This window comes from Streptomyces sp. NPDC003635 (assembly GCF_053587635.1).
Genome location: NZ_JBSFOK010000004.1, coordinates 195,123 through 220,811, shown reverse-complemented (window position 1 = coordinate 220,811; position 25,689 = coordinate 195,123). Strand labels below are relative to the sequence as shown.

Below are 25,689 nucleotides of genomic sequence, written 5' to 3'. Positions count from 1 at the left end.
CGCATGACGGCCGCACGCACCACCTCCGCCGACCTCTCCCACCTGGGACTGCGGGAGCGGAAGAAGATCAAGACCCGGACGGCGATCCGTGACGCGACGTACGCCCTGATCCGGGAACAGGGCTACGACGCCACGACGGTCGAGCAGATCGCCGAGCGCGCCGAGGTGTCGCCGTCGACGGTCTTCCGGTACTTCCCGACCAAGGAGGACATCGTCCTCACCGACGAGTACGACCCGCTGCTGCTGGAGGAGATCCGCGCGCGGCCGGCCGACGAGCCGTGGATCGACACCCTGCGGTACGTGATGCGCAAGGCCGTGGGTGCCGGGATCGAGGGGGACGCGGACGTCCTGCGGCTGCGGTCGCGGCTGATGGTCCAGGTGCCCGCGGTGCGCTCCCGGATGCTGGAGAGCATGTCGGTCACCGGGAAGATGCTCACCCAGGCCGTCGCCGAGCGCACCGGCCGGGACCCGGAGAGCCTGGAGGTCAGGGTCTACACGATGTCCCTCATCGGCGGCCTCGCGGAGATCACCCTGTACTGGGCCGAGCACGACTTCAGCGACGACCTCCCCGATCTCCTGGACCGCGCGCTGGACGTCCTCGCGAACGGACTGCCCCCGGAAAAGGCCTGAGCCGACGCCCCTCCCCCATGACATCCTGACCGGGTGACCGCACCGGAGATCCACCTCGAAGTCGCCCCCGAGCTGGCCCTGTTCGTTCCGCACGGCCGCCGGACGGGCGCGACCGCGCTCGTCACCGACGGAGTCTCCTCCCTCGGCCATGTCGTGGAGTCCCTCGGCGTCCCGCTCACCGAGGTCGGGTCGCTGGAGGTGGACGGCAGCGGGGTGCCGTTCTCCTACGTCGCCCAGGCGGGCGACAGGGTGGCGGTCCGCCCGGTGGCACGTCCCCAGCGGGTGCCGGGCGCTCCCCTGCGCTTCCTGCTCGACGTCCATCTCGGCACCCTCGCCCGGCGCCTGCGCCTCCTCGGCGTGGACACCGCGTACGAGTCGACGGACATCGGCGATCCGGCCCTCGCGGCGCGTTCGGCGGCCGAGAAGCGGGTCATGCTGAGCCGGGACCGGGGCCTGCTGCGGCGGCGCGAACTGTGGGCGGGGGCGTACGTGTACAGCACCCGCCCCGAGGACCAGCTCCGGGACGTCCTGGAGCGGTTCCGCCCCGAACTGCGCCCCTGGACCCGCTGCAGCGCCTGCAACGGCCTGCTGCGGGAGGCCACCAAGGAGGAGGTCGCCGACCAGCTCCACGGCGGCACGCAGCGGTCGTACGACGTGTTCGCCCAGTGCCAGGACTGCGGCCGGGCGTACTGGAAGGGCGCGCACCACGATCAGCTGGTGGCGATCGTGGAACGCGTCCTCACCGAGTTCGCCTAACGGAGCTTCAGGTCACGCTTCCCGCAGGCGAGGCCGTCCCGGCTCGGGTCCAGCCTCAGCGGGTCGTCCTTGCCGTTGAGCTTCAGGCGGCCGTAGTCGTTCGCCTTGAGCCAGCCGCAGCGGGCGGCCGTGGTCTTCTTGACCTCCTTCGGGAAGGCCGTGGGGACGCAGACGTTGGCGGATCCGTAGTGGCGGTCGCAGCCGGAGATCGTCGGGCTGACCGGCTGGGCCTTGCGCTTCTTGCCCGGGCCCGTGACCTTGCCGGACAGGTCGTCGGCGAAGGAGTGGACGTGTGCCGAGGCGTCCGTCGCCTTCAGCGCCGTAGGACCTTGCAGATGGACCCACTTGGCGACCGACGGGACGCCGTTGGCGTCGACCGCGAAGAGCATGTACCAGCCGGGCGGGGCCACGTTGGGGTTGCTCGTCACATTGAGGTCGATGTTGTTGCCGTCCACCGACAGCGGCAGGTCGACGAAGCGCTGGTTCGGGTCGGAGGAGTGCGTCACCGCCGCGGGGCGGATCAGCTCCGCCTTGGCGATCGGCCGGTCCACCGTGATCCGCTGCGTGTCGCCGTAGTTCCACTCGGTGTCGATCACCGAAGTGATCGCCGGACGCTCGCCCTTGAGCAGATAGGGCGGGGTGTAGATCGACACGTTGTGGTTCCAGGAGCCGTTGCCCGGGTTGTCACCGGTCGTCATCACCCGGCCGTCCGGGAGCAGGAACGCCGAGGAGTGGTAGCCGCGGGCCTCCGGGTCGGCGGCGACCTGGTCGAAGGTCTCCGTCGCCGGGTCGAAGATCGACGTCTCGTAGACGGGGTTCGCCCGGTTGTGCAGCGCGCCGCCCGTCTCCAGCACCTTGCCGTCCGGCAGCAGTACGGCGGAGACGTACATCTTGCCCTGGGCGCCGGTCTGCGCCACCGGACCGTTGCCGAGGTCGACCTTGCCCTGTGGGATCTGCGGCCCGGCCACGTAGGAGGGGTTGGGCTGCTTCAGGTCGATGATGTCGGTCAGCCGGTTGCCGTCCGGGTTGGATTCGATGTTGCCGCCGCCGAGGGTCAGCACCTTCTGGTCCTGGGCGGGAGGCAGCAGCACGCTCGCCGACTGGTCCCGCTCGTCCTTCTTCTGCAGCCCCGGAACCTGCGTGACGGTGTTGGCGCCGTAGTCGTAGATCGCCGAACCGGTGCCCGGGATGTTGTTGCCGAAGACATGGCTGCCCGAGTAGAAGAGACGGCCGTCCTGCATGAGGATCATCGACGGGTAGAGACCCCAGTACGACCAGGTCTGGTTGACCTTCCACAGTTCGAGCCACTTCTGCTCGGCCTGCGAGAAGACCTCCGCCGTCACCGAACCGGTGGAGTCCTCCTTCAGTCCGCCGAAGGAGATCACGTCACCGTTGCCGAGGATCGTCGCCGACGGGTACCAGTGGCCGTCGTTCATGTTGTTGGTCTTGGTGTACGTCTCGGTCTCGGGGTCGAAGATGTACGAGTCCTTGTACCCCTGGTAGCCGATGGTGCCGTCCGCCGACGGGTAGCCCTTGTTGCCGCTCATCACCAGCACCCGGCCGTCCTGCAGCTGGACATGGCCGGCGCAGAACATGTCCTTCGGGGTGGGGATGACCTTGTAGGTGCCGTTGGCCGGGTCGTACACCGCGGAGGTGAACGTGCCCGCCTCGAACATCTCCTCGCTGTTGCCGGAGCCCGCGATCAGCAGCACCTTGCCGTTGTGCAGCACGACGGAGTGCATGGAGCGGACCGGGTTCTGGACCGGCAGCACGTCCCAGCGGCCGTTCGCGCACTCCTCGGCGGTGCCCGTGCACTCCGGCGGCGGCGTGACGTCGGGGACCTGTTCCATCGTGTAGTCGTCGGTGGTCGCCGATCCGGTGCCGTACACCGAGACACCCCAGCTGATCCGGTCGGTGCCGGCCGGGACCTCGGGGGTGCGGACGGTGGCCTCGGTCCAGCTTCCGGCCAACTCCAGCGTCTTGAGGTCGGTCCAGTACTGCCAGCCGGCCGTGGTGTCGTGCCGGAACAGGGTGACGTTGGCGTCCGGGGTGGTCGTCTTGTACCAGAGGCCGAGGTCGTACTGCTTGCCCGGCGTCACCACCGGCGCGCAGTCGGTGGACTCGGTGATCAGCGCCTTGCGGTCGCCCTCGGTGCGCCGGGTCAGCTCGACCTTCATGGCCTTGGAGCCGGAGTGGGCGTCGGCGACGGTCTGGAAGGTGAAGTCGTTGTCGCCCCAACCGGACTTGGACCAGCAGTAGGGCATGTCACCGGTGCCGGCTGTCTCGAAGCCCGGGTTCTTGATCAGGTTGGCGGCGGAGGCGGACTGAGGTGTGGTCAGGAGGAGGCCTGCGGTGAGCGTGCCCACCGCGAACAGGGCCGTTCTCCGTCGGTGTCTCATGCGGTGCTCCTTGCTGTGCGGCTCCTGTGCTGCTCCCCGCCGGTGTTCTTGCGGTTGCGGGGCAGGTAGACCAGCGCCTCGGTCGCGGCGAAGCGCAGGACGAAGGTGGTGACCAGGGCGACGGCGGTGGCGGTCAGGGCGTCCATGCCGAACTCGCTGACGAACAGCGCGATCAGCGGTATCCGCAGCACCAGATCGGCGTTGGCCAGCAGCGCGAACCGGCCCGCCCGGTCCCACCAGCGGCGGTGCTGCCGCCGGTCGCGGAACAGCAGGTGCTCGATGAGCAGGAAGTTCCAGGCGACGCCGAACTGGTTGGCGACGATCTCGGCGGGCAGGTAGTGCATGCCGAGGCCGGTGAGGATCCACAGGGCGAGCAGGTTCGGCAGGAACCCGGAGGCGCCGATCAGCCCGAATCCGATCATCCGGGCGGCCGGGGTGGCGGTGCGCAGTCCGGCCAGATGGCGCAGGAAGCGCAGGCCCTCCTGGGCGGTGGACTTGGACTCGCCCGCGAACCGGTCCTGGAAGACGAAGGGCACCTCGGCGACCCGGCGGGGGCGGCTGCGGACGGCGAGTTCCAGAAGGATCTTGTAGCCCAGCGGCTTCAGGACGTCGGCGGTGACGGCCTGGCGGCGGATCGCGAAGAAGCCGCTCATCGGGTCGCTGATGCCGTGCAGCCGGCGCGGGAAGAGCGACTTGGTCAGCCAGGTGGCACCGCGGGAGACGGCGACCCGGTAGCTTCCGGCGAGCCCGGCCCGGCTGCCGCCCTTGATGTACCGGGAGGCGACGACGAGTTCGGCGCCCGCCCGCTCCCCGGTGGCGACCAGGTCCGGTACCAGGGACGGCGGATGCTGGCAGTCGCCGTCCATCACGACGATCCAGTCCGAGGTGGCCGCCTTCAGTCCCTCCACGACGGCCCCGCCGAGCCCGCCCACCGGATCGTCCCGGTGGATCACGGCCACCGGGAAAGGACAGTCCTGCGCCGCCGCCTTGATCACCTCGGGGGTGTCGTCGGTGGAGTCGTCCACGAAGACGACCTCGCAGGGCAGCCGGGCCGGCACCGACTCGGTGATCTGGTGCAGCAGTTCACGGATGTTCGCGGACTCGTTGAAGGTCGGCACGACGATGGTGACGGCGCCGGGTTCGGGGACCTCGGCGGCCTCCAGGTCCGGAATCGGGGTGGTGTACTCCTGGCTCATCGGACGCCGCCTCCCGCGGTCTGGATCTGCCGGATCTCGATGCGGTCCTCGCCCTTGCCGAAGACGGCGACAGGGGTCGAGTGCTCCATGGCCGCCTTCACGTTCGGCAGGTCGGCCGCGTCGCGCCGTACGGTCGGGGAGGCGACCACGTAGTCGATGTCCCGCCAGCCGCGGGGCATCGTCTTGGTCACCGCGGGGTCGAGGTCGGCCTTGTAGAACCAGATGACGCCGTTGCCGGGCCGGTACCCGGCGTGCACCAGGTCCAGCCAGAGCGCGTCATCGACCAGGACACGGGTCTTCTCGGGCTCTTCCACCTCGGTGCTGAGCCACTTCGAGGCCGCCCGATAGGGGGCGTTGGCGTCGGCCGTGACGGCGGTGCGGTCACCGTCGTACCAGCGCGGTACGACATAGGCGCCGGCGCCGATCGCGAGGACGGCGGCGAGGGTGTACCGGCCCGCCCGGGGCAGCCGGCCCTTGCGCAGTACCGCGTGCGCGACCGAGGCGGTGCCCCCGGCGAGGACGAGAGCGAGGAACGGCAGCGCCTGGATGATGTACATCGCGGGCAGATAGCCGCTCGGGCGCATCGCGACCAGGGCGAGGATCGCCACCGCCGCGCAGGGCCCGGCGAGCGCGCGGGCCGTGACCGACCAGCGCCAGGTGGCCAGCAGCAGCAGCGCGCCCGCGAGCCCGCCCAGGGGCAGGACACGGTCGTAGTAGAGCCACGACTGCAGGACGCCGTACGAACCGGATCCCTGGTCGAGGATGAAGCCCGAACCCGGCCTGGTCATCTGGTACTTGATGCCGTCCCACAGCGAGACGTGCCCGGCGCCGGGGAACAACTCGCCCTTCAGCAGGGCGAAGAGGGGGTACGACAGACCGATCAGGGCGCAGGCGGTGATCGCGCCCGTCACCGCGAACTTGCGGGTGTCGCGGTGGCTGTGCCGCCACATGGTGACGAGGATCGCCGGGAGGACGAACAGCATCGTCTCCTTGGTCAGCACCGCCGTCGCGGCGGCGATGCCGGCGCCGAAGTGGTGCCAGAGGTGGCGGCTCGGGGAGGCGGCGAGGGTGAACGCGAGCAGCGTCCACATCACCGCGAGGTTGTCCAGGAAGATCTCGCGCTGCAGGATCACGGAGAGCGGGGAGAGCCCGAACAGGACCATGCCGAGCCCGGCGGCCCAGCGCGGCAGCGACAGGCGCCGCCCGAGCACGTACACCAGGACCGCGCTGATCCCGCTGACCACCAGCATCGCGGCCCGCATCGAGCCGACGGTCATCGACTCGGGGCTGATCAGTGACGGTATCCAGGTGAGCAGGGCTATCTGGATCCAGCCGAAGGGCGGGTGGTCGTACCAGTACGTGTAGTGGGCGAGCCCTCTGCCCTCCTGGACGGCCCAGGCCTGGGCGAGGTAGGTGCCCTCGTCGTCGCTGAGCGTCGGGTAGGCGGCGATGTTCCAGCCCTGGACGACGAGGATCGCCACGAGGAGGAGACCGCACAGCAGGAGGTCGGGGCGGGAGCTGCGCAGCCTCTTCGGCGGGGTCGTCCGACCGGTCGAACCGGTTTCCGGCGCAGGCTGCCGCTGCGCGGGGACCTCGGCGGTCACCGCGGGGAGGGTGGAGGTCACGCGGAGACGTCCTCTCGGATCACTTCGGCCTGGTTGAGGTGTGCGCCGACGTGGGTCGTCAACTCCCAGTCGTTACGGCCGCGTTGCTCACGCCAGACGGCACGGATCGCGGCTCCGGCGAGCAGCACCTGGTAGAAGGGGCCGCCGACGATGAGCTTCAGGTAGTGCACGAAACGGACGCGGAGTCCGTACTGCTTGCCGAAGTCGTGCAGTCCGACGACCTCGAAGACGAAGGTGACGAAGGCGGTGACGGCCGGCAGGAAGGTGATGAACGCGATCGACACCGGTACGTCGAGGAAGAGGGCGATCGCCACGTTGAGCGGGATGATCAGACCGGTGAAGGCCTGGAGGAACGGCGTGGTGAGGGTGTAGCGGGCGAGCAACCGCTGCCCGAAGGTGGGCAGTTGCTTCCAGTCCTTCTTCCGGTAGACCTGAAGGAAGCCCTGGTTCCAGCGGGTGCGCTGCTTGAGCAGCGACATCAGGCTGCCGGGCGTCTCCTCCTTGGTCACCATGTCGGAGTCGTAGGCGACGACGACCTTCTTGCCGACGCTGGACAGGCGGACGCCCAGATCGCAGTCCTCCGCAAGGCAGTTGGGGTCCCAGCCGTCGGCCTCCCGCAGCACGTCCGTGCGGACGAAGACGGTGTTGCCGCCGAGCGGGATGAACCCCTTCTGCGCGTGCAGGTGGAGCCGGGAGCGGAACCAGAAGAAGTACTCCAGGCAGTTGCGCAGGCTGTACCAGCTGGAGTGGAAGTTGATGAGCTGGACGCCGCCCTGCACCACGTCCGCCCGGGTGGTGCGGAACGCGTGGTCGACGTGGGCGAGGAGCTCCGGGTGGACCTGGTCCTCGGCGTCGAAGACCCCGACGACGTCGCCGCGGCAGTGCGGCAGCGCCGTGTTCATGGCCTTCGGCTTGTTCTTCTTCTCGTGGGTGTCCACGACGACCCGGACCCGCGGGTCCCGCGCGGCCGCCCGCTCGGCGACGGCCGTGGTCTCCGGATCGTCGTGCCCGACGATCACGATGATCTCGAAGTCGGTGTGGCTCGACTCCAGCAGCCGCTGGATGGTGTGGTCGAGCACGGCCTGTTCGTGCCGGGCAGGAAGCAGCAGCGAGAACGACAGGTGCTCACCGCCGTCCGGTCTGCTGAACCGGGTGGAGGCGAGCACCTCGGGCGTACGCCACGCGTGCATCTGCCACCACAGGGTGAACGCCGCCATCCAGAACAGGGCCAGTGAGACGACAGCGATGAAGACAGAAGTGAGCAAAGATCCCCCCAGATCCCAAAACCCCCTGTCGCGACGGGAAGTCACAACCGTCGCGCCACTGTGCAGAGATTAGGGGGGAACTGTGAAGCGCGAGAGGTGTTCCGATAAATAGCTTGTTTCGGAACGGTGCGGCGCCTAGCGGGAGTTATCCGAACAGTGGCCCAATTTGGGCAGGCCGACAGGACCCTCCCGGTCGGCCTTTCAGCCGCTCAGCGCCTCGCGCAGTCGCTCCGGGTCGGTCGTCGGGGCGTCACAGGTGAAGTTACGGCAGACGTACGCCGCCGGTTCACCGCCGACCAACGGCCGCCCCGCGAGCAGCGGCAACTCGTCACTGTCCGTGGTCCCCACGGCGACGACGGCACCGGGCGCGGTGCCGAGCAGAGCCGTCCGATGCAGGGTCCGGGTGGCCGGGTCGTCCAGCGCGGGACCGACGACCGCGACCTCCCGGGGCCCGTCGAGCCGTGCCTCGGCGGCGGCGAGCCCCCAGCCGATGAACCGGGGTACGCGCGGCCCGAGCGCCTTCACCACCCCGAGCGCCCGCTCGGCGGCGGTGCGATGCGGTTCGGCGCCGGTCTGCGCGGCATAGCTCAGCAGGGCCGACGCGGCGGCGGTCCAGCCGGAGGGCGCCGCGTTGTCGGTCGGGTCCTGCGGCCGCCGGATGAGCCGCTCGGCGTCGGCGGCGGTGTCGAACAGGGCCCCCGACTCCTCGTCGACGAACCGGGTGAGCACATGGTCGAGCAGGAACCCGGCGAACTCGAGCCAGACCCCCTCACCGGTGACGGACGCGAGCGCGAGGAACCCCTCGGCGACGTCGGCGTAGTCCTCCAGCACCCCGGCGTTCGCCCCGACCTGCCCGTCCTTGCTGGTACGGGCGATCCGCACCTGCTCGTCCAGGTGCAGTCGTACGAGGAGATCGGCGGCGCACACCGCGGCCTCGACGAGGTCGGGGCGGTCGAAGTAGGCGCCGGTCTCGGCCAGCGCGGCGATGGCGAGCCCGTTCCAGGCGGCGACGACCTTGTCGTCCCGGCCGGGCGCGGGCCGCTCGGCACGGGCGGAGAGCAGCCGCTCGCGGACGCGGGCGACCTTCTCGGCGTCGAAGACGCCTTCCTGCTGCGGGAGTTGAAGGACGGAGGCGCCCTCCTCGAAGGTCCCCTCCTCGGTCACGCCGAAGTACTGGGCGGCGAGGTCGGCGTCGTCCCCGAGGACGTCCCGGAGCTGCTGGGGAGTCCAGACGTAGTAGGCGCCCTCGACGTGCTTGCCGCTGCCGTCGTCGCTGTCGGCGTCGAGCGCGGAGGCGAACCCGCCCTCGGCGGTGCGCAGTTCCCGCACCATGAAGTCGGCGGTCTCCAGCGCCACCCGCCGGGCCAGCTCGGAACCGGTGGACCGCCACAGGTGGGCGTACACCCGGCACAGCAGGGCGTTGTCGTAGAGCATCTTCTCGAAGTGCGGCACGACCCAGTCACGGTCGACGGAGTACCGCGCGAACCCGCCGCCGAGCTGGTCGTAGATCCCGCCGCGGGCCATCCGCTCACAGGTGTCGGACGCCATCTGCAGCGCCCCCTCGGACCCGGTCCGCGCGTGATGGCGGAGCAGGAACTCGATGACCATGGACGGGGGGAACTTGGGCGCGCCCCCGAACCCGCCGCGCTGCGCGTCGTACTCCCGGGTGAGCCCGAGCAGCGCCCGCGCCAGCTCCTCCTCGCCGGGCGCCTGGCTGTCGCCGTAGGAGATCTCCCGTCCGGCGAGGTCCCGCACGATCTTCCCGGCCACCTCGGAGACCTCGTCCCGCCGCCCGTCCCAGGCCTCCCGCACCCCCTCCAGCACCTGCCGGAAGGAGGGCATGCCGTGCCGGGGCGCGGGCGGGAAGTAGGTGCCGAAGTAGAAGGGCTCGGCGTCGGGGGTGAGGAACACCGTCATGGGCCAGCCGCCCTGTCCCGTCGCCGCCTGCACGGCCTCCATGTAGACGGCGTCCACGTCGGGACGCTCCTCACGGTCGACCTTGATGTTGACGAAGTGCTCGTTGAGGTAGTCGGCGGTGTCCTGGTCCTCGAAGGATTCGTGCGCCATGACATGACACCAGTGACAGCTGGAGTAGCCGACGCTCAGCAGCACGGGTTTGCCGGTGCTGCGCGCCCGCTCGAATGCCTCGTCCGACCAGGGCCACCAGTCGACGGGGTTGTCGGCGTGCTGGAGCAGGTACGGAGACGTCTCATGGGCCAGTCGGTTCGGCATGAGGTCCATCCTGCCGCAGTACCCCGGGGAGCGAAGGACAGCACACCCCAGCAGCTCGATCTTGCCGCCCCCTCCCCACGGCGTCCCGTCCGCAGCACACTTGACCAAGAAAGCCGTTGCCGCCGGAGGGGGACACGACATGCGGGACAGCCATCGGGCAGAGGCCGAGCGGCTGTTGGCCCGGGCCGTGGAGGAGGAGGTGCGGCGCTCGGGCGGGCGCACCGACGGGGGTGTGCTGCTGTCCCGGGCGCGGGGAGCGCTGGACGCCATGGCCGCGTCCGCGGCGGAGGAGTACGAGGCGTACCGCCGCGCGGTCGAGGAGACGGAGGCCGGCCGGCTCACCTTCGGGCAGCGGTACGCGCGCGAGGGCAGCGGTACGCCGCTGCTGGTGGCCGGGGTGGCGGGGGTCGCCGCCGTGGTCGCCGACCTGGCCCTCGGCACCGGCACCGGGACGGCGCTGGGCGCGGGCGTGACCGTGGGTGTCGTCGGCGCCGCGGCGACGGTGGTGAAGGTGGCCGGGGCGCATCTGCCGGCCGCGCACCACCGGGCCGGGGCGGTCGGGCAGCCCGGCGGTCCCGAGCAGCTGCGGCTGCAGTGGCTGACCGCGCTGGAGGTACGCGGCATCCGGCCGTTCCTGGACCAGCAGCGGGTGCTGAGCGCCTCGACGGGGCCGAAGCCGACCCTGCGCGGTACCGACAAGAGCGCGGCGGCCCGCGGTCGCAGTGTGCTGGAGCAGTCCTTCGGTCAGCTCCCGGAGCCGGAGGAGCCGTTCGCGGGCCGGCGCCAGGAGCTGGGGCGGATCCGGCAGTGGGTGCAGGCGGCGCGCGCGAGCACGGAGACCCGTCCGACGGTGGTCGTGCTGCACGGGGCGCCCGGCAGCGGTCGTACGGCGCTGGCGGTGCGGGCGGCGCACGACCTGAAGGACCAGTTCCGCGGCGCCTGTGTGGTGGACCTGCGCGGCGACACGACGGAGGAGCCGCCGCTGTCGACGCGGGACGCCCTGCTGCATCTGCTGAACCGGCTGGGCGCGCCGCGCGAACAGCTGCTGTTCCGGGAGCGCTCCTCCCCCGAGCACCAGGTCAAGCGGCTGAGCGAGCTGTACCACCAGCATCTGACCGGACTGCCGGTCACGATCGTCCTCGACGACGCCCGCGACCCGGAGCAGGTGCGCACCCTGCTGCCCGAGCGGTCCGACAGCCTGCTCCTGGTCACCGCCCGCTCGCCCCTGGAGCTGCCCGCCGACCTGCCCGCCTGGGTGCACCAGCTGCCGGTGGAACCGCTGGCCGCGGCGGGCGCGGAGGAGCTGCTGAGCGCGGTGGCGCAGGACGCCTCCGGCCCGTACGACGCCGAATCCGCCGACCGGATCCGCCAGATGTGCGGCGGCCTGCCACTCGCCCTGCGCATCGCGGGCTCCTCGCTGGGCCCGCGCTCCCCGCGCCGGCTGGCCACGGACCTGTCCGCGTACGGTCCCGTGGAACCGGTCGAGCGGGTGCTGTGGCTGTGCTACACCGACCAGTCGGAGCCGGCCCGGCGGCTGCTGCGCCGGCTGGCGCTGGCCGGGCGGGCCTCGCTGGGCGCCGCGGCGGCCGCCGCCCTGCTCGCGACGGACGAGCCGGAGGCGACCCGTCATCTGGTCGCGCTCACCGAGGCGGGCCTGATCGACCATGTCCGCGGCAGCCGCTACCGCCTGCACGACCTGGTCCGCGCCTTCGCCCACGCCCGCCTCCTGGACGAGGAGGAGCCGGCCGAGCGCACCTCGGCGCAGGAGCGGCTGATCGTGAACTACGCCGATCTGGCGGACTCGGTGCTGCGCCTGGTCGACGGCAACATGTCGACGCGCTCGGACCGTTTCAGCCCGCACGGCTTCACCTCCCTGGACGAGGCCCTGCGCTGGCTGGACGACGAGTCGAGCTTCATCACCTCGGCGCTGCGGCACGCGGAGGGCGTGAACCAGGCGGCGGTGCTGGAGCTGCTGGGCGCGCTGTGCGACTACTGCCTGCTGCGCGGGGACCTGTACCGGCTGGGCGAGATCAGCGAGCTGGCCCAGGCGGTGGACCAGGGTCTGCTGATGCGTTCGGTGCAGTGGCGCACGGGCATCGCGGCGCGGCAACTGGGCGAGCTGGACAAGGCGCGCACGACGCTGGCGTCGGTGGTCGACCTCTACCTGGAGGCCCACCACGACGCGGGAGCCGCCCGCGCCCTGTGCTCGCTCGGCATCACCCTGCACCACCAGGGCCAGTTGACGGAGGCGGCGAAGAAGCTGAGGGAGGCCCTGGACCTCCAGACCCCTCCCCAGCTGGCCACGGACCGGGCCTGGACGATGCACGCCCTGGCGGCGGTGGAACGGGACAGAGCGCACCTGTCCGAGGCCCTGGACCTCCTGACCCGCTCCCTGGAACTCCACCGCGCGGGCGAGTCGGTGCACGGCGAGGCCTGGGCCCACTTCCAGCTCGGCCAGCTGGGCCTGCGCATGGGCGACGTCCCGAGAGCGGAGCGCGAGCTGCGCTCGGCCCTGGACCTGTACGGCCGTACCCACGACGCGCGCGGCGAGGCGTGGGCGCTGACCCAGCTGGCCCGTGCCCGCCTGGTGGCGGCGGACGCGCCGGCGGCGGTGGAGGGCCTGCGCGAAGCGGCGTCGAGGCACCGCGACAACGAGGACGCCCGCGGCGAGGCCTGGACGATCTACTACCTGGGCCAGGCCCTGGAGGAAACAGGCAACCTGGACCAGGCGGTCCGCGAACTGGAACGCTCCCGCACGATGTTCTCCCGCATGCGGGACGTCTACGGCCTGGCCTGCGCCCGCCACCACTCGGCGCGGGCGACGAGAGACCTGCGCGCGGCCCAGACCGGCTCACTGCGCAACTCCGGCTTCGCCCGCCAGCTCCTGGTGGACGCCCGCGCCGACTTCCAGCGCATAGGCGTGGCGCACGGCGAGGCGTGGACCTGCCTGGAACTGGCGGTGGTGGAGGCGGGCAACGCCCGCACCCAACAGGCACTGTCACTGTGCGACGAGGCGGCAGGCCTGTTCACGTCCTACGGCGACCGCCGAGGCGAGGACTGGGCCCGCTTCCTGCGCTGCACCCTGCTCCCCTACGCGGCCCCGGGAGGCGTCGAGGTCGGCACGGCGGTGGCCCAGGAGGAACTGACCCAGCTGTCGCGGGGGGGCCATCCGGCCCGGGACGAGAAGCTGGACGAGTACGTGGGCGCGTACCGGCTGTTGCTGGAACGCGGCGTGAACCTGGAGGCGGGCTGGCAGGCCTGGCGCCTGGGCATGGTGCCGAACCGGCATGCTCGGGAGGTCATGGGGGTGGATGTGGTCAAGGCCGGGCGAGCATGAGCGGGATTCGCTGACGGAGGACCCCTGTGGCTGCGAACGTGGTGGCATTACCGAGTTCGGCGAGGGAGGCCGGGTGGCACGTGACCTGCGCGAGCCGACGGGGCCGCCGGAGGCAAGCGGGTTCGCCGGGCGGGACCGGGAGATCGCCGAGCTGCGGTCGCTGCTTGCCGACGGCGCGGAGCACCTCCAGCCGCTCGTCCTGCACGGACCGGCGGGGGTCGGGAAGTCGGCGCTGGCCGCGGCGGTGTCCCAGGACCTGGGTCGGCCCGTGCATTGGATCTCGCCTGGTGACACGGTGGACGTCGAGCGGATCCTGCTGCGCCTGCTCGCCGAGTCGGGGGCACCCCGCGTTCCCATCGTGCGGGCGGCCCTGAAGAGGAGCCGGGCTTTCAGCCGTGAGCTGTGGAACGAGTTCGCCAGGTACGCCACCGACCGTGTCCTCGTCCTGGACGACGTGCACTCTTCGGCCACTCGACCGCTGCTCACCGCGTTACGGCGCTGCCACCGGCTTACGGTCTTCGTCACCACACGTGAGCCGTCGGGCTGGCCCAGGAGCAGCCATCTGCACGAGGTCCGGCCGCTGGAGAACGTTGACGCGTTGGTGGTCGCCGCGACCGTCGCCCGGACGGATTCGGCGGAACCGCTGGCCCAGTTGACGACCGCGTCGCGCGGCCTGCCGAGCCTTGCGCGTATCGCCGGAGCGCTTGTGAAGGACGGCCTGCGTGAGATCCCCAGGGAGGTCGAGGGACCGGACGCGCTGATGGCACTGGCCCTGGAGCGGTGCTCCCTCGACGAGTACCGCGTGCTGGAACTCCTCACTCTGCGGGAGTCCGGCGCCCCCTTCACCCTCCGCACGGTGGAGTCGCTGGTGCGGCTGCTCTCCCCGTCGCCCGACGCTGCGGCAACGGTCAACGGGCTGCTGCGGCGGCAGCTGGTGCAGCGGTGGAGCGAGGAGACGGGGGAGTTCGTCCTGTCGGCACCGCTCGCCGACGCGGTGCGGGCCCGGGCCCGTCCGGGTCAGCCGGTGCGGTCGCAGCTGGCCGAGGACGCCAGGGCGTGTCTGGAGCACTCGGCGCATCTGCTGGAGGGAGGGGGCGGGGACGACGTAGCGCCTGCCGGGCAGTTCGGCCCGCCTGACGTCGCCTCTTACGCCGACGAGTTCCTGGATCTCGTCGCCGACGACCGGGCTCCCTTACGCCAACGACTGCACATTGCGGGTGCGCTGGCCCCTGTCCTCGCCGTGCTCGGAGACGCGCACCGCCTGGTGTGGCTCTACCGGCAGTTGGGCGAGGTGGATATCCGGGTGTCCCGGGCGCTGGCCGCGATCGCCCGCGACATGGGCATGCCTGATCACGCCCGGATCCTGCTCAGTGGTGACGGCAGCGCCCACGCCGTCCACGCACGGGCCGCCGTCGAGTACCAGGCGGGGCGGCTGACCGATGCCCTGGCCGCGCTGGAGGTCCGGCCACCCGAAGCCGACGACATTCACGCGGCCTGGCACAGCCTCGTCCGAGGTGCCGTGCTGTGCGACCAGGGCGATGCGCGCGGCGCCGAGGGGCTGCTGCGGACCGCCGTCGGACTGCACCGGAGGTTCGACTGTCGTCGCGGGTACGGATGGGCGCTGCTTCACCTGGCCCGGACGTATCTGATGCGTGGGTTCGCCGCCGAGGGCGAGGGGTTGCTGGCACAGGCCGAGCAGACGCTCCGGTCGGTCGGCGACCGGCGAGGCGTGAACTGGGTGGCCACCGAGCGCATGAGGCTTCCCGGAGCCCTCAGCACGGACCCGGACGCGCGCCGCACGCTGGCGGCGCACGCGAAGGCCGACGACCCGCGCGGCACGGGCTGGACGAAGCTGTTCCTGGCGATCCAGTACGCCGTGGCAGGCACCTTGGGGGCCGCGCGCACGACGCTGGGCCAGGCCGACGTCCACCTGGTCAGCGGGCAGGACATGCTCGGCTCGGCCTGGGCCCGTCATCGGCTCGCGTTGCTCGGGCCCATGACCGCCGACGAGGACAGGAAGCAGTGGGAACTCGTCTACGAACAGTTCCTGAAGACCGGCTGCACCCGTGGTCTCGCGTGGACGGGACTGGAGCTCGCGGCGCGCTCCCCTTCTCCGGACACGGCGCGGTATCTGCTGCACCTGGCGGAGTCGGACTTCCGCGCCTTGTCCGACGTACGGGGCTCGGTCTGGGTGGAGGCCGTACGTGCCGTCCGGCGCGATCCCCCGACGCGGCCGGACTCCGCGGCGCTGACCGCCCTGCTGCCTCCGGGACTGCCGGACCGGGACGAACTTATGCGTGACGTCGAGGGGTTCTGTGTCGACGGCGGTCCCTTGGGCGGCCGTGGCATCCCGTTCCTCGCCCGCGACCTCGTCGTCATCGACTCGACGGCCGCCGACCACGCCGGTCTCCCCGGCCGCAACGGCCCCGGATGCCGCGTCCGCATCACCCTCCTCGACGACTCCCCCACCGCCGGCACGACCGCCTGCCTCCTGCTGCGCGTCGTACCGGAGCCGGGACACCCCTGGGCCTCCGCGTCCGCGCCCTGGCTCACCGCAACCGCCCTCCCCGTCACCCGCGCCTCCGTCGAACCGGCCTCCGCTCTCCTGCGCCCCTCCGCGCAACACGGCGCGGAGTTCGACTTCACCCCCCACCGCACCGGAACCCACCGCCTCCGGTTCACCATCGCCCTCGAACGCACCGGGACAGTCCTGCAGCAAGTGGAAACAGAACTCGACATCCTCGACAACGACCAGCCGGGCAGCCACACAGCGCCGCACGCGGTCATCCCCCGCGGACGGTAGCCCGGCCATGCCCACCGAACTGCACGTCCACGTCGTCCAGGACCCCAGCCGCGGTTTCACCACCCTCCCCGACCGGCTGACCCGCGGTCCCGACGTCACCGTATGCCTGGACAGCCTCGGCGAGGACCGAATCCGGGCCCGGCTGTACGGCCCCGCCGTCCCCTCGCTGCACGGCACCGAGCACCGGGTGGACCTCGCGGTACGCCCCGCCGACGTACGGGTGGCCGCCGCCCGGTTGTGCCGGCAGTGGAAGGAACACCTCGTGGATCACCAGCCGGTGGACGAGGACGGACGCCCCCTGACGCCGTACGCCTCCCTCGTCGACCTGCGTTCCCGCCCGGTCATGGAGGTGTTCGGCATCGTCAGCGAACTCACGCTCGCCGGGACCGAGTTGCTGTACGGCACTCTCCTCGGCTCCCCCGACCCGCGTGTCGAACGCTTCCGCGGCTATCTCACCGAGGCCCTCGGCCTGTGTGAGGGTCTGCGGGTCCGTTTCGACTCGGACCTGCACGTGCCCTGGCCGATGGTGTGCCTCGAGCCGGACGACCTGGCAGCCGACCCCACCTCTGGCGCCCTTCCCCATCTCTTCCGCCGCTTTCTCGGGCACCGCCACCAGATCGAGCAGACCGGCGGCGCCTACCCCTGGCTCGTCGGACTGCGCGACACCCCTGACGTGCCGTCCGTCAGCCTCAACCACGACACCCGCGTCGACCGCAGGGGCAGCACCCGGGCCGCGGAGGTCGCCGCCGTGCTCAGCAAGGGCACTCGCTTCGTGGAGCGCACCACACGTCGCGAGCTGATCGCGGCATTGGAAGAGGAAGACCTCTGCGAGCAGTTGATGTACTTCTGGTGCCACGGCCACTTCGTGGCCAGCGGCTCCCAGCCCCCCGCCCTCGCCCTCCGGCTGACCGACAGCACGACCATCGACGCCCAGACGGTACGGGACCGCAGGCGCCGCTTCGGCAGCGAGACGCCGTTCCAGCCCTTCGTCGTGCTCAACGCCTGCCACGCCGGAGTGCCCGAGGGCGGCGGTGACCACAAGTTCCTCAGCCACGCGCTGATCGACGCGGGCGCGCGAGGTGTCCTGGGCCCGCAGATCGAGATGCCACAGGCGTTCGCGGCCGAGTACGCCCTGGAGTTTCTCACCCGCTATTTGAACGGCACCGAGACGGCCGGCCGTATCGCGCATGCCGTCGCCCGCCACTTCGCCGACGTCCTGCACAACCCCCTCGGTTTCGCTTACGCCCTGCACCACGGCATGGACACTCGCCTCGATCGCGTCGATCGCGCCGCCGACCAGGAGGCCGCCGTATGAGCGACGTCCATGAAGTCCGCCTCGGGCCCGATGGCCGACTGCTGGAACACACCGCCGCAGGACTGCGGCCCGTACCCGCCGACCGGCTGCTCGACCACTTCACCGAGGAGCTGTCCCCGCCTGAGTGGGCCACCGATCTGATCGTGTACACGCACGGTTGGCGCACCCCACCCGAGGACGCCCGCGCGATGGTCGAGGGTCTGCTGGCGCACACCACCGAGCGGTACACGCGCTCTCGCTACCCCGGGCTGCCCGAGTGGCGGCCATGGACTTTGCTGCTGTGCTGGCCCTCGGGGAAGCGGCGTGGGATGGGCGAGTACCGGAAGATGCGGGACCGTGCGCACGCGTTGAGCACGGAGGGGCATGCGGGGCAGGTCATCGGGCAGCTGCTCGGGTATCTCGACGCCCGGCGCGGGGACCCGGCCGCGCCCGCGGTGCTCGCCAACCGCGACGGGCAGTATCTGCACCTCGTCGGGCATTCCTTCGGCTGCCGGGTGCTGTGCGAGGCGGTGGGGTGGGCCGCGGAGGGGCCGGGCACGCTGGGGTGGAGCACGCCCCGGCCGCCGGACCGGCCGTTCACCGCGGACTCGATGCTGCTGTTCCAGATGGCCGCGCCGCGCGACGCCTTCGCGACGCTGTTCCCCGCTCTCGACGATGCCCCGCTGCACGGTCCGGTCGTGGTGACCTACGCGCAGGCCGACCTCGCCACCGGCTTCTGGCATATGCGGGCCGAGAAACGGGTGGGGGTCGGTCACGCAGGCATCGGCACCGCGCCCGCGCCGGTCTCCGCTATCAGGATGTTGGGCGTGGCCGAGTCGTATCCGCGCCACGCCCTCGACCACCGGTTCGTCAGCGTGGACGCCTCGGACGTGTTCGTACGGCGACGCGGCTGGTCAGGCGCCCACTCCGACCACGTACGGCCGGAGTCGGCACATCTGCTGCTGTCGCTGGCCGAGCACGCGCGGTGAGCTCAGTCCTTCACCTTGGCGGAGCCCTCGGCAGGGGCGTCCGCCTCCGGGTCCGGGGCCTCCGTGAAGGCGACCTTGCTCATGTGCTTGTTCATGGACTTCATCAGGCCCCACACCGCCAGGGCCATCACCGCGAAGACGATGAAGCCGAGGACGCCGGGGGTGACCTTGTCCTCGTCGACCTCCTTGGCGAGGGTGGCGAGGTGCGTCATTGCCAGGCTTGCGCTTGCGCTCATGTCAGGCATTGTCGCGGACGCCCGCGAAGAGGTCGTCCTCGGGGAGGGAGGTAGCGACGAGGGACTTCGCCAGCTCGTACTCCTCCGTCGGCCAGACCTCCCGCTGCAGCTCCATCGGCACCCGGAACCAGCCGCCGTCGGGGTCGATCTGCGTGGCGTGCGCGATCAGGGCCTTGTCGCGGATCTCGAAGAAGTCGGCGCACGGGACGTGCGTGGTCAGCGTGCGCTCGGTGCGCTCGAACTCGTCCCACCGCTTGAGCCACTCCCCGTAGGGCGACTCCAGGCCGCGGTCCAGCATCGCCTGGTGCAGCGCCTCGGTGCGGGGGCGGTTGAAGCCCTGGTTGTAGTAGAGCTTCCGCGGCTGGTACGCCGGGCCGAACTCGGCCTCCGGGTACTTCTCGGTGTCCGCGGCGCCCTCGAAGGCCACCATCGAGATCTTGTGGGTCATGATGTGGTCGGGGTGCGGGTAACCACCGTTCTCGTCGTAGGTGGTGATCACCTGGGGACGGAACGCGCGGATCTTCCTCACCAGCTCGCCGGCCGCCTTGTCGACGTCCTCCAGAGCGAAGCAGCCCTCCGGCAGCGGGGGCAGCGGGTCGCCCTCAGGCAGGCCGGAGTCGACGAAGCCGAGCCATTCCTGCTTCACCCCGAGGATCTCGCGAGCCTCGTCCATCTCCTTCTTGCGTACCTCGTGGATGTGCTCCTCGATGTACTTGTCGCCCTGGAGCTTGGGATTGAGGATGGAGCCGCGCTCCCCGCCCGTGCAGGTCACGACCAGCACGTCCACCCCCTCGGACACGTACTTCGCCATGGTGGCCGCGCCCTTGCTCGACTCGTCGTCGGGGTGGGCGTGCACGGCCATCAGTCGCAGCTGGTCAGTCAAGACTCAATCCTCGTCGGTCGGCGCCCCCGGTGTGAACGGGCGCATACGGCGGCTTCTATAGTGACCGAATCGGGGGCCGAATAATTCCTGGGCCCGCTCCACGGCCCGCCCCGCCGAGAGGACGATCATGACCACGGCGAGCACGCGACTGCCCGAGGGCCGGTACGGGCGCTCCTCGGACGAGCGCGCCGACCGCAGGCTCAAGCTCGCCGGCGCCGTCTTCGGGGCCCTGCTCGTCGTGCTGACGGGGTACTTCGGCTACCACTACGTCGGCCAGAACAAGATCAGCGCCGAGGTCATCGAGTACGACTTCACCCGGAGCGCGGTGAAGGTGCATCTGGAGGTCCGCAAGGACGCCGGTGCCTCCGGCTACTGCACGATCCGCTCGCAGGCGGAGGACGGCGCCGAGGTGGGCCGGGCGGATTTCCGGTTCGACGGGGACGCCACCCGGATCGACAAGGTCGTCACGCTGCGTACGACCTCGACGGGCACGACCGCCGAGCTGCTGGGGTGCCACGCCGACTGACCCGAACGGGTCCACGGGAGCGGTTTCCCTCACATTGCGTAGGCGCTGACCTGCGTTGACGTAATTCTGGTGGCTTATGTCCTCCCCCTGGAGCCATTGAATTGTTAGGCTCGTGGTTTCGCCCTTCCGTGAAGGAACATTCTTCTGGGTAGGGCGATGCTTTGTATTCCCAGTACCGACGAGGAGCACCTGTGACCCAGACCAGCGAGTCCGTCACCTGGCTGACCCAGGAGGCGTACAACAAGCTCAAGGACGAGCTTGAGTACCTTACTGGTCCTGCGCGCACGGAGATCGCCGCCAAGATCGCGGCCGCGCGCGAGGAGGGCGACCTGCGCGAGAACGGCGGGTACCACGCGGCCAAGGAGGAGCAGGGCAAGCAGGAGCTCCGTGTGCGCCAGCTGACCCAGCTCCTCGAGAACGCCCAGGTCGGCGAGGCTCCGACCTCCGCGGAGGGCGAGGTCGCGCCCGGCATGGTCGTGACGATCGCCTTCGACGGTGACGAGGACGACACCCTGTCCTTCCTGCTCGCCTCGCGCGAGTACGCGAGCGCCGACATCGAGACCTACTCCCCGCAGTCGCCGCTGGGGGCCGGCGTGATCGGCCACAAGGTCGGCGAGGACGCGGAGTACGAGTTGCCGAACGGCAAGAAGGCCTCGGTGCGGATCCTGAAGGCCGAGCCCTACAGCGGCTGACCGCACTCCCGCACGCCCTTGACCCGCCCCCGGCGTCCGCGCGACCCGCGCGTGACGCCGGGGGCGTCGTCATGCCGTACCGCAGCGGGCGATCAGCCGTCCGCCGAGCGGTACTTCCGCACCGCCAGCGTCCGGAAGAGCGCGACGATCACCACGGACCAGATCAGGGACGCCCAGACCGGATGCTGCATGGGCCAGGCATCGGACTGGACCACCCCCGGATTGCCGAACAGCTCACGGCACGCCTGCACCGTCGCGCTGAACGGGTTCCACTCGGCCACATGCCGGAGCCAGGGCGTCATCTGGCTGGAGTCGACGAAGGCGTTCGAGATGAACGTCACCGGGAACAGCCAGATGATCCCGCCGGAGGTGGCCGCCTCCGGAGTCCGGACCGAGAGCCCGATCAGGGCCCCGATCCAGGTGAAGGCGTAGCCGAGGAGAAGCAGAAGGCCGAAGGCCGCCGCGACCCGGCCCGCGTTGGTCGGCTCCGCCGAGCCGGTACGCCAGCCCACCAGCAGCGCCACGATCGCGAGGACGAACAGCGTGATGCACGTCTGCACGAGGTCCGCGACGGTCCGGCCCGTCAGCACCGCACCGCGGGCCATCGGCAGCGAGCGGAAGCGATCGACGAGCCCCTTCTGCATGTCGTCCGCGATGCCGGCCGCCGACCCCGCGGTCGCGAAGGTCACCGTCTGAGCGAAGATGCCGGCCATCAGGAAGTTGGTGTAGACGTCCGGGTCGGTGCTCCCGCCGACGCTCATCGAGCCGCCGAAGACGTACGTGAACAGGACCACGAACATCACCGGCTGGATGACACCGAACAGGATCATCTCAGGGATCCTGGTCATGCGAATCAGGTTCCTGCGGGCGATGACCAGCGCGTCAGTAGCGGAACTCATGCGGCCTGCTCCTTCCCGGTCTCCTCGTCCTTCGCCTCGGCCACGTGTCCCGTCAGGGACAGGAAGACGTCGTCGAGGGTCGGGCGGCGCAGGCCGATGTCGTCGATCTCGATACCGCGGGCGTCCAGCTCGCGGATGACCTCGGCGAGGAGCTTCGCGCCGCCGGTGACCGGGACCGTGAGCTTGCGCATGTGGTCCTCGACGGTGGTCTCGCCCTTGCCGAAGCCGCTGAGCACCTCGGACGCGCTCCGTATGTGCTCGCGCTCGTGCACCACGACCTCGACGCGCTCGCCGCCGGTGCGTGCCTTGAGCTCGTCGGAGGTGCCCTGGGCGATGACACGGCCGTGGTCCACGACAGCGATGTCATGCGCCAGGTGGTCGGCCTCCTCCAGATACTGGGTGGTCAGCAGCAGGGTCGTCCCGCCGGAGACGAGCCGCTTGATGACGTCCCACAGCAGTTGCCGGTTGCGCGGGTCGAGGCCGGTGGTCGGCTCGTCCATGAACATCACGGGCGGCGAGACCACCAGGGCCGCCGCGAGGTCGAGGCGGCGGCGCATCCCGCCCGAGTAGGTCTTGGTGGGACGGTCGGCGGCCTCGGCGAGGTCGAACTGCTCCAGCAGCTCCTGCGCGCGGGCCTTGGCCGCCTTCGCCTTCATCTGGTAGAGCTGACCCACCATCTGGAGGTTCTCGCGGCCGGTCAGATACTCGTCGACCGCGGCGAACTGGCCGGACAGACCGATGGAGCGGCGCACGGCGTCGGGGTGCTTGAGCACGTCGACACCGGCGACGACGGCCTTGCCGCTGTCGGGGCGCAGCAGGGTCGTCAGACAGCGGACGGTGGTGGTCTTGCCCGCGCCGTTCGGCCCGAGCAGGCCCAGGACGGTGCCTTCCGGCACATCGAGGTCGACACCGTCCAGTGCCCTTATGTCGCCGAAGGTCTTCACCAGACCTTCGGCATGGATGGCGCCTGGCATATGAGTCTCCGCGTCGTCGGGGATTCTTCGGTAAGCCTGGGTGTGTGCGAGGTGTTCCGTGACACAGACCATAACGCGATGTATCGCGTCTCTCAATGGAGTTACTCGAACGAGTGACTCAGACGGATCCGGCCTCAGTCGATGACCGTGTAGCCGGCCTCGCGCAGGGCCTGCCCGACCTCGGAGCAGTGCGCCGGCCCCTTCGTCTCCAGGTGCAGCTCGACCTCCGCCTCCGTGAGCCCGAGCCGGGGATCGGTGCGCACATGGCTCACGTCGAGGACGTTGGCGTCCACCGCCGACAACACCCCGAGCAGCGTCGCGAGCGCCCCCGGACGGTCCGTGAGCCGCAGCCGTACGGCCAGGTAGCGGCCCTGCGCGGCCATGCCGTGCCGCAGCACCCGCTGCATCAGCACCGGGTCGACGTTGCCGCCGGACAGCACCGCGACCACCGGGCCCCCGAAGGAGAGGGGATCGCTCAGCAGCGCGGCGACCGGGCTCGCCCCGGCCGGTTCCACGAGCAGCTTGGCCCGCTCCAGGCACAGCAGCAGCGCCGTGGACAGCTCGTCCTCGGTGACCGTGCGGACCTCGTCCACCAGATCGCCGATGATCCGGAACGGCACATCGCCGGGCCGCCCGACCTTGATGCCGTCGGCCATCGTCGCCGGGTTCCGCACCGACACCGGACGCCCGGCCGCCAGCGACGGCGGATACGCCGCCGCGCCGGCCGCCTGCACACCCACGATCCGCACGTCGGGCCGGATCGCCTTCACCGCGACCGCGATACCCGCCGCGAGCCCGCCGCCGCCGATGCCGACGACGATCGTGCGCACCTCCGGGCACTGCTCCAGGATCTCCAGGCCGACCGTGCCCTGGCCCGCGATGATGTCGGCGTGGTCGAAGGGGTGGATGAACACCGCACCGGTCTCGGCCGCGTACTCCTGCGCGGCGGCCAGCGTCTCGTCGACGACCTGGCCGTGCAGGCGCACCTCGGCGCCGTAGTCCCGGGTCGCGCTGATCTTCGGCAGCGGGGCGCCCTTCGGCATGAACACCGTCGACCGCACCCCGAGCAGGGAGGACGCCAGCGCCACCCCCTGCGCGTGGTTCCCGGCGCTGGCCGCGACGACCCCGGCGGCCCGCTCCTCCGGCAGCAGCCCGGCGATCCGGACGTAGGCGCCGCGCAGCTTGAACGAGCCGGTCCGCTGGAGGTTCTCGCACTTGAGATGCACCGGCGCGCCCACCAGCTGGGACAGGTGCCGGCTGCCCTCCATCGCCGTCATCCGAGCCACGCCCGTGAGCATCTTCTGGGCGCCGCGCACGTCGTCGAGCGTCACCGGGGGCAGCAGGTCGGCCTTGCGGTAGCTCATGACCCAAGTCTCGCAGTTCACACGGGCGCACTCCCGGTGTGACCAACCACCGAGACGGGTTTGCGCAGCGCCGGTACGGCCCGCCTCCCGACCCCGTACCCTGTCCCCCAACCCAGCACCCTTCATGAAGTGAGCCCCCGGCCATGCCCACAACACCTGGAATGTCGATGGACATGTCGACCGTCGGTGACACCGGTCTCCTCGACACGCTGCAGCACGAGGTGGCGGTGTTCGCCCGTCGTGCCGAACAGACCCGTCTCGGCGGGGTCGGGCAGGTGCGCAACTCCATGGACCGCGCCGCATACCTGCTGCTCAACCGCCTGGACAAGGAAGGCCCCATGGGGGTCAAGGCGCTCGCCGCGAGCATGGGGATCGACTCGTCGACGGTCACCCGGCAGGTGGCTCCGCTCGTGGACACCGGGCTGGTCAAGCGCACCTCGCACCCCGAGGACGGCCGGGCCGTGGTGCTCCAGCTCTCCCCGCGCGGGCAGTCCCGCCTCGAGGAAGTACGGTCCTCCAGGCGTCAGTTGATGGCCGAGCTGACACACGACTGGGCGCCGGAGGAGCGCGAGGCCTTCTGCACGCTCCTCACACGCTTCAACACCGCGCTCTCCGCCCGTATGGCCGCCCACGGCGTGCCGGGCGCGGAACCGGCACCGGCCTCCTGAGGATCCCAACCGCCTGAGGATCCGCACACGCGCGTGCCGCCCGGCTCTTGACCCCGGGCCGCCCCTGGCCTCATATGAAACCGGGTCCCCTTCGTACGCCCGTACGTGGCCGGGATCCGCTGACTCAGGGGGTCGCCCTCAGGCAGGAGGCGCGGTGCGAGAACGGCTTGCGTTCCAGGACGCCCGCCGGGCCCGGGAGTTCGAGGCGTTCGTCGCGGGCGCGGCGGGCCGGCTGCTGCACACCGCCGTGCTGCTCACGGCGGAGTCACCGGCCGACCACCCTCGCGCGCGGCGCCTGCTGACGCTCGCCCTCGCCCACACGTACGCGGTCTGGGATCGGCTGCGCGGCGAGGATCCCTACGACCACGCCCGGCAGTATCTGGCCACCCGCTTCGCGCGCGGGGCGTGGCACCAGTACGGCGGTCTCGGCCGGGCCCGCCCGCACCCCGAGAGCCCACTGGCCGTGCTGAGCCCGCAGGAACGTCTCGTCCTGGTGCTCCGGCTGTACGAGGGGGTCGCCGAGGAACAGACGGCGGCCCTGCTGGGACTGCCCACCGAGCGCGTGCGGACCCTGTGCGACCGGGCCACGGCGACCCTGCTGCACCCTCCGCGCGGGCCCGCCCCCGCGGTCGTACGGGCGAGGGCGGCCGCGTCATGAAACGGACCGAACGCGAGGCCGCCGTACGGCGGATCATGGAGCGCACGTCACCCGCCGTACCGCCCGACCTGTACGGGGACTGCGTCCGGCGCGGCGGGCGGATGCTCCGGCGCCGCCGGGCCGCCCGCCGGCTGATGTGGCTGCTGATGCTGGCCGCGACGGTGGCGTTCCTGGTGTGGGCGCTGACCGCACACCCCTGGGTGGAGCCGCCGTCGGAGACGACTCCACCACTGACCGGATGGTGACCGGCCGGTGTGACACCG

21 protein-coding genes are annotated in these 25,689 nt (G+C 70.9%); 11 read left to right on the top strand and 10 right to left on the bottom strand.

Annotated elements, in window-relative coordinates; all coding sequences use genetic code 11:
* Positions 1-3: 3 nt before the first annotated feature.
* Both ACWDRW_RS06295 and ACWDRW_RS06290 read left to right on the top strand, forming a co-directional pair.
* Positions 4-630, top strand: a complete 627-nt coding sequence (locus tag ACWDRW_RS06295; protein WP_451720860.1) for a TetR/AcrR family transcriptional regulator — start codon at positions 4-6, stop codon at positions 628-630.
* A 33-nt stretch (positions 631-663) separates the two neighbouring features.
* Positions 664-1,386, top strand: a complete 723-nt coding sequence (locus ACWDRW_RS06290; RefSeq protein WP_451720858.1) for a Mut7-C RNAse domain-containing protein — start codon at positions 664-666, stop codon at positions 1,384-1,386.
* Here ACWDRW_RS06290 and ACWDRW_RS06285 read toward each other — a convergent pair.
* The 5 genes from ACWDRW_RS06285 to ACWDRW_RS06265 form a co-directional block, all read right to left on the bottom strand.
* Positions 1,383-3,785: a galactose oxidase-like domain-containing protein gene (locus ACWDRW_RS06285; RefSeq protein WP_451720856.1), complete on the bottom strand. Its 2,403-nt coding sequence runs from the start codon at positions 3,783-3,785 to the stop codon at positions 1,383-1,385. The genes ACWDRW_RS06290 and ACWDRW_RS06285 overlap by 4 nt on opposite strands.
* The gene (locus ACWDRW_RS06280) at positions 3,782-4,981 is read right to left on the bottom strand and encodes a glycosyltransferase (protein WP_451720854.1); all 1,200 of its coding nucleotides are present in this window, start codon (positions 4,979-4,981) and stop codon (positions 3,782-3,784) included. Before ACWDRW_RS06280 ends, ACWDRW_RS06285 begins: the two co-directional genes overlap by 4 nt.
* A complete protein-coding gene (locus ACWDRW_RS06275) occupies positions 4,978-6,606 on the bottom strand; it encodes an ArnT family glycosyltransferase (protein WP_451720852.1) in 1,629 nt (542 codons plus the stop codon). The genes ACWDRW_RS06280 and ACWDRW_RS06275 overlap by 4 nt, the downstream gene beginning before the upstream one ends.
* A complete protein-coding gene (locus ACWDRW_RS06270; RefSeq protein ID WP_451720850.1) occupies positions 6,603-7,871 on the bottom strand; it encodes a glycosyltransferase in 1,269 nt (422 codons plus the stop codon). The genes ACWDRW_RS06275 and ACWDRW_RS06270 overlap by 4 nt, the downstream gene beginning before the upstream one ends.
* 201 nt (positions 7,872-8,072) lie before the next feature.
* The gene (locus ACWDRW_RS06265) at positions 8,073-10,103 is read right to left on the bottom strand and encodes a thioredoxin domain-containing protein (RefSeq protein WP_451720848.1); all 2,031 of its coding nucleotides are present in this window, start codon (positions 10,101-10,103) and stop codon (positions 8,073-8,075) included.
* Between the two features lie 139 nt (positions 10,104-10,242).
* Between ACWDRW_RS06265 and ACWDRW_RS06260 the strand changes: the two genes are divergently transcribed.
* The 4 genes from ACWDRW_RS06260 to ACWDRW_RS06245 all read left to right on the top strand — a co-directional run bounded on the left by ACWDRW_RS06260 (position 10,243) and on the right by ACWDRW_RS06245 (position 18,526).
* Entirely contained in the window at positions 10,243-13,440 is a 3,198-nt protein-coding gene (locus tag ACWDRW_RS06260; RefSeq protein WP_451720846.1) for a tetratricopeptide repeat protein, read from the top strand.
* A gap of 73 nt (positions 13,441-13,513) precedes the next feature.
* Positions 13,514-16,243, top strand: a complete 2,730-nt coding sequence (locus tag ACWDRW_RS06255; protein ID WP_451720844.1) for an AAA family ATPase — start codon at positions 13,514-13,516, stop codon at positions 16,241-16,243.
* A gap of 7 nt (positions 16,244-16,250) precedes the next feature.
* A complete protein-coding gene (locus ACWDRW_RS06250) occupies positions 16,251-17,558 on the top strand; it encodes a CHAT domain-containing protein (protein WP_451720842.1) in 1,308 nt (435 codons plus the stop codon).
* Entirely contained in the window at positions 17,555-18,526 is a 972-nt protein-coding gene (locus ACWDRW_RS06245; protein ID WP_451720840.1) for a hypothetical protein, read from the top strand. Before ACWDRW_RS06250 ends, ACWDRW_RS06245 begins: the two co-directional genes overlap by 4 nt.
* Before the next feature lie 2 nt (positions 18,527-18,528).
* Here ACWDRW_RS06245 and ACWDRW_RS06240 read toward each other — a convergent pair whose 3' ends face one another.
* Together ACWDRW_RS06240 and mca are read right to left on the bottom strand one after the other, a co-directional pair.
* Positions 18,529-18,771, bottom strand: a complete 243-nt coding sequence (locus ACWDRW_RS06240; protein ID WP_451720838.1) for a hypothetical protein — start codon at positions 18,769-18,771, stop codon at positions 18,529-18,531.
* A complete protein-coding gene (gene mca, locus ACWDRW_RS06235; RefSeq protein WP_451720836.1) occupies positions 18,764-19,645 on the bottom strand; it encodes a mycothiol conjugate amidase Mca in 882 nt (293 codons plus the stop codon). Before mca ends, ACWDRW_RS06240 begins: the two co-directional genes overlap by 8 nt.
* 127 nt (positions 19,646-19,772) lie before the next feature.
* Here mca and ACWDRW_RS06230 point away from each other — a divergent pair, with 127 nt between their 5' ends.
* Positions 19,773-20,171 carry a DUF4307 domain-containing protein gene (locus ACWDRW_RS06230; RefSeq protein WP_451720834.1) on the top strand — a complete coding sequence of 133 codons (399 nt, stop codon included), beginning with the start codon at positions 19,773-19,775 and terminating at the stop codon, positions 20,169-20,171.
* Positions 20,172-20,362: 191 nt separating this feature from the next.
* The gene (gene greA, locus ACWDRW_RS06225) at positions 20,363-20,863 is read left to right on the top strand and encodes a transcription elongation factor GreA (RefSeq protein WP_451720832.1); all 501 of its coding nucleotides are present in this window, start codon (positions 20,363-20,365) and stop codon (positions 20,861-20,863) included.
* A 92-nt stretch (positions 20,864-20,955) separates the two neighbouring features.
* Here the strand turns inward: greA and ACWDRW_RS06220 are convergent, their stop codons facing one another.
* From ACWDRW_RS06220 to ilvA, 3 genes are all read right to left on the bottom strand, one after another.
* The gene (locus tag ACWDRW_RS06220; protein WP_451720830.1) at positions 20,956-21,762 is read right to left on the bottom strand and encodes an ABC transporter permease; all 807 of its coding nucleotides are present in this window, start codon (positions 21,760-21,762) and stop codon (positions 20,956-20,958) included.
* Complete coding sequence (locus tag ACWDRW_RS06215; RefSeq protein ID WP_451720828.1) at positions 21,759-22,736, bottom strand: ATP-binding cassette domain-containing protein; 978 nt, start codon at positions 22,734-22,736, stop codon at positions 21,759-21,761. Before ACWDRW_RS06215 ends, ACWDRW_RS06220 begins: the two co-directional genes overlap by 4 nt.
* A gap of 134 nt (positions 22,737-22,870) precedes the next feature.
* Positions 22,871-24,100: a threonine ammonia-lyase gene (gene ilvA, locus ACWDRW_RS06210; protein WP_451720826.1), complete on the bottom strand. Its 1,230-nt coding sequence runs from the start codon at positions 24,098-24,100 to the stop codon at positions 22,871-22,873.
* Positions 24,101-24,261: 161 nt separating this feature from the next.
* Here ilvA and ACWDRW_RS06205 point away from each other — a divergent pair, with 161 nt between their 5' ends.
* The 3 genes from ACWDRW_RS06205 (at position 24,262) to ACWDRW_RS06195 (ending at position 25,671) form a co-directional block, all read left to right on the top strand.
* Positions 24,262-24,768 carry a MarR family winged helix-turn-helix transcriptional regulator gene (locus ACWDRW_RS06205; protein ID WP_451720948.1) on the top strand — a complete coding sequence of 169 codons (507 nt, stop codon included), beginning with the start codon at positions 24,262-24,264 and terminating at the stop codon, positions 24,766-24,768.
* 154 nt (positions 24,769-24,922) lie between these two features.
* The gene (locus ACWDRW_RS06200; RefSeq protein ID WP_451720824.1) at positions 24,923-25,426 is read left to right on the top strand and encodes a sigma factor-like helix-turn-helix DNA-binding protein; all 504 of its coding nucleotides are present in this window, start codon (positions 24,923-24,925) and stop codon (positions 25,424-25,426) included.
* Positions 25,423-25,671, top strand: a complete 249-nt coding sequence (locus tag ACWDRW_RS06195) for a hypothetical protein (protein ID WP_451720822.1) — start codon at positions 25,423-25,425, stop codon at positions 25,669-25,671. Before ACWDRW_RS06200 ends, ACWDRW_RS06195 begins: the two co-directional genes overlap by 4 nt.
* The last annotated feature ends 18 nt before the right edge of the window (positions 25,672-25,689 follow it).

Bases quoted from the DNA above. Each gene is read 5' to 3' on its own strand.
- ACWDRW_RS06295 (WP_451720860.1), top strand. From the start codon at position 4: ATGACGGCCGCACGCACCACCTCCGCCGACCTCTCCCACCTGGGACTG.
- ACWDRW_RS06285 (WP_451720856.1), bottom strand. From the start codon at position 3,785: ATGAGACACCGACGGAGAACGGCCCTGTTCGCGGTGGGCACGCTCACC.
- ACWDRW_RS06280 (WP_451720854.1), bottom strand. From the start codon at position 4,981: ATGAGCCAGGAGTACACCACCCCGATTCCGGACCTGGAGGCCGCCGAG.
- ACWDRW_RS06265 (WP_451720848.1), bottom strand. From the start codon at position 10,103: ATGCCGAACCGACTGGCCCATGAGACGTCTCCGTACCTGCTCCAGCAC.
- ACWDRW_RS06260 (WP_451720846.1), top strand. From the start codon at position 10,243: ATGCGGGACAGCCATCGGGCAGAGGCCGAGCGGCTGTTGGCCCGGGCC.
- ACWDRW_RS06250 (WP_451720842.1), top strand. From the start codon at position 16,251: ATGCCCACCGAACTGCACGTCCACGTCGTCCAGGACCCCAGCCGCGGT.
- ACWDRW_RS06245 (WP_451720840.1), top strand. From the start codon at position 17,555: ATGAGCGACGTCCATGAAGTCCGCCTCGGGCCCGATGGCCGACTGCTG.
- ACWDRW_RS06240 (WP_451720838.1), bottom strand. From the start codon at position 18,771: ATGCCTGACATGAGCGCAAGCGCAAGCCTGGCAATGACGCACCTCGCC.
- ACWDRW_RS06230 (WP_451720834.1), top strand. From the start codon at position 19,773: ATGACCACGGCGAGCACGCGACTGCCCGAGGGCCGGTACGGGCGCTCC.
- ACWDRW_RS06220 (WP_451720830.1), bottom strand. From the start codon at position 21,762: ATGAGTTCCGCTACTGACGCGCTGGTCATCGCCCGCAGGAACCTGATT.
- ACWDRW_RS06215 (WP_451720828.1), bottom strand. From the start codon at position 22,736: ATGCCAGGCGCCATCCATGCCGAAGGTCTGGTGAAGACCTTCGGCGAC.
- ilvA (WP_451720826.1), bottom strand. From the start codon at position 24,100: ATGAGCTACCGCAAGGCCGACCTGCTGCCCCCGGTGACGCTCGACGAC.
- ACWDRW_RS06205 (WP_451720948.1), top strand. From the start codon at position 24,262: ATGTCGATGGACATGTCGACCGTCGGTGACACCGGTCTCCTCGACACG.
- ACWDRW_RS06195 (WP_451720822.1), top strand. From the start codon at position 25,423: ATGAAACGGACCGAACGCGAGGCCGCCGTACGGCGGATCATGGAGCGC.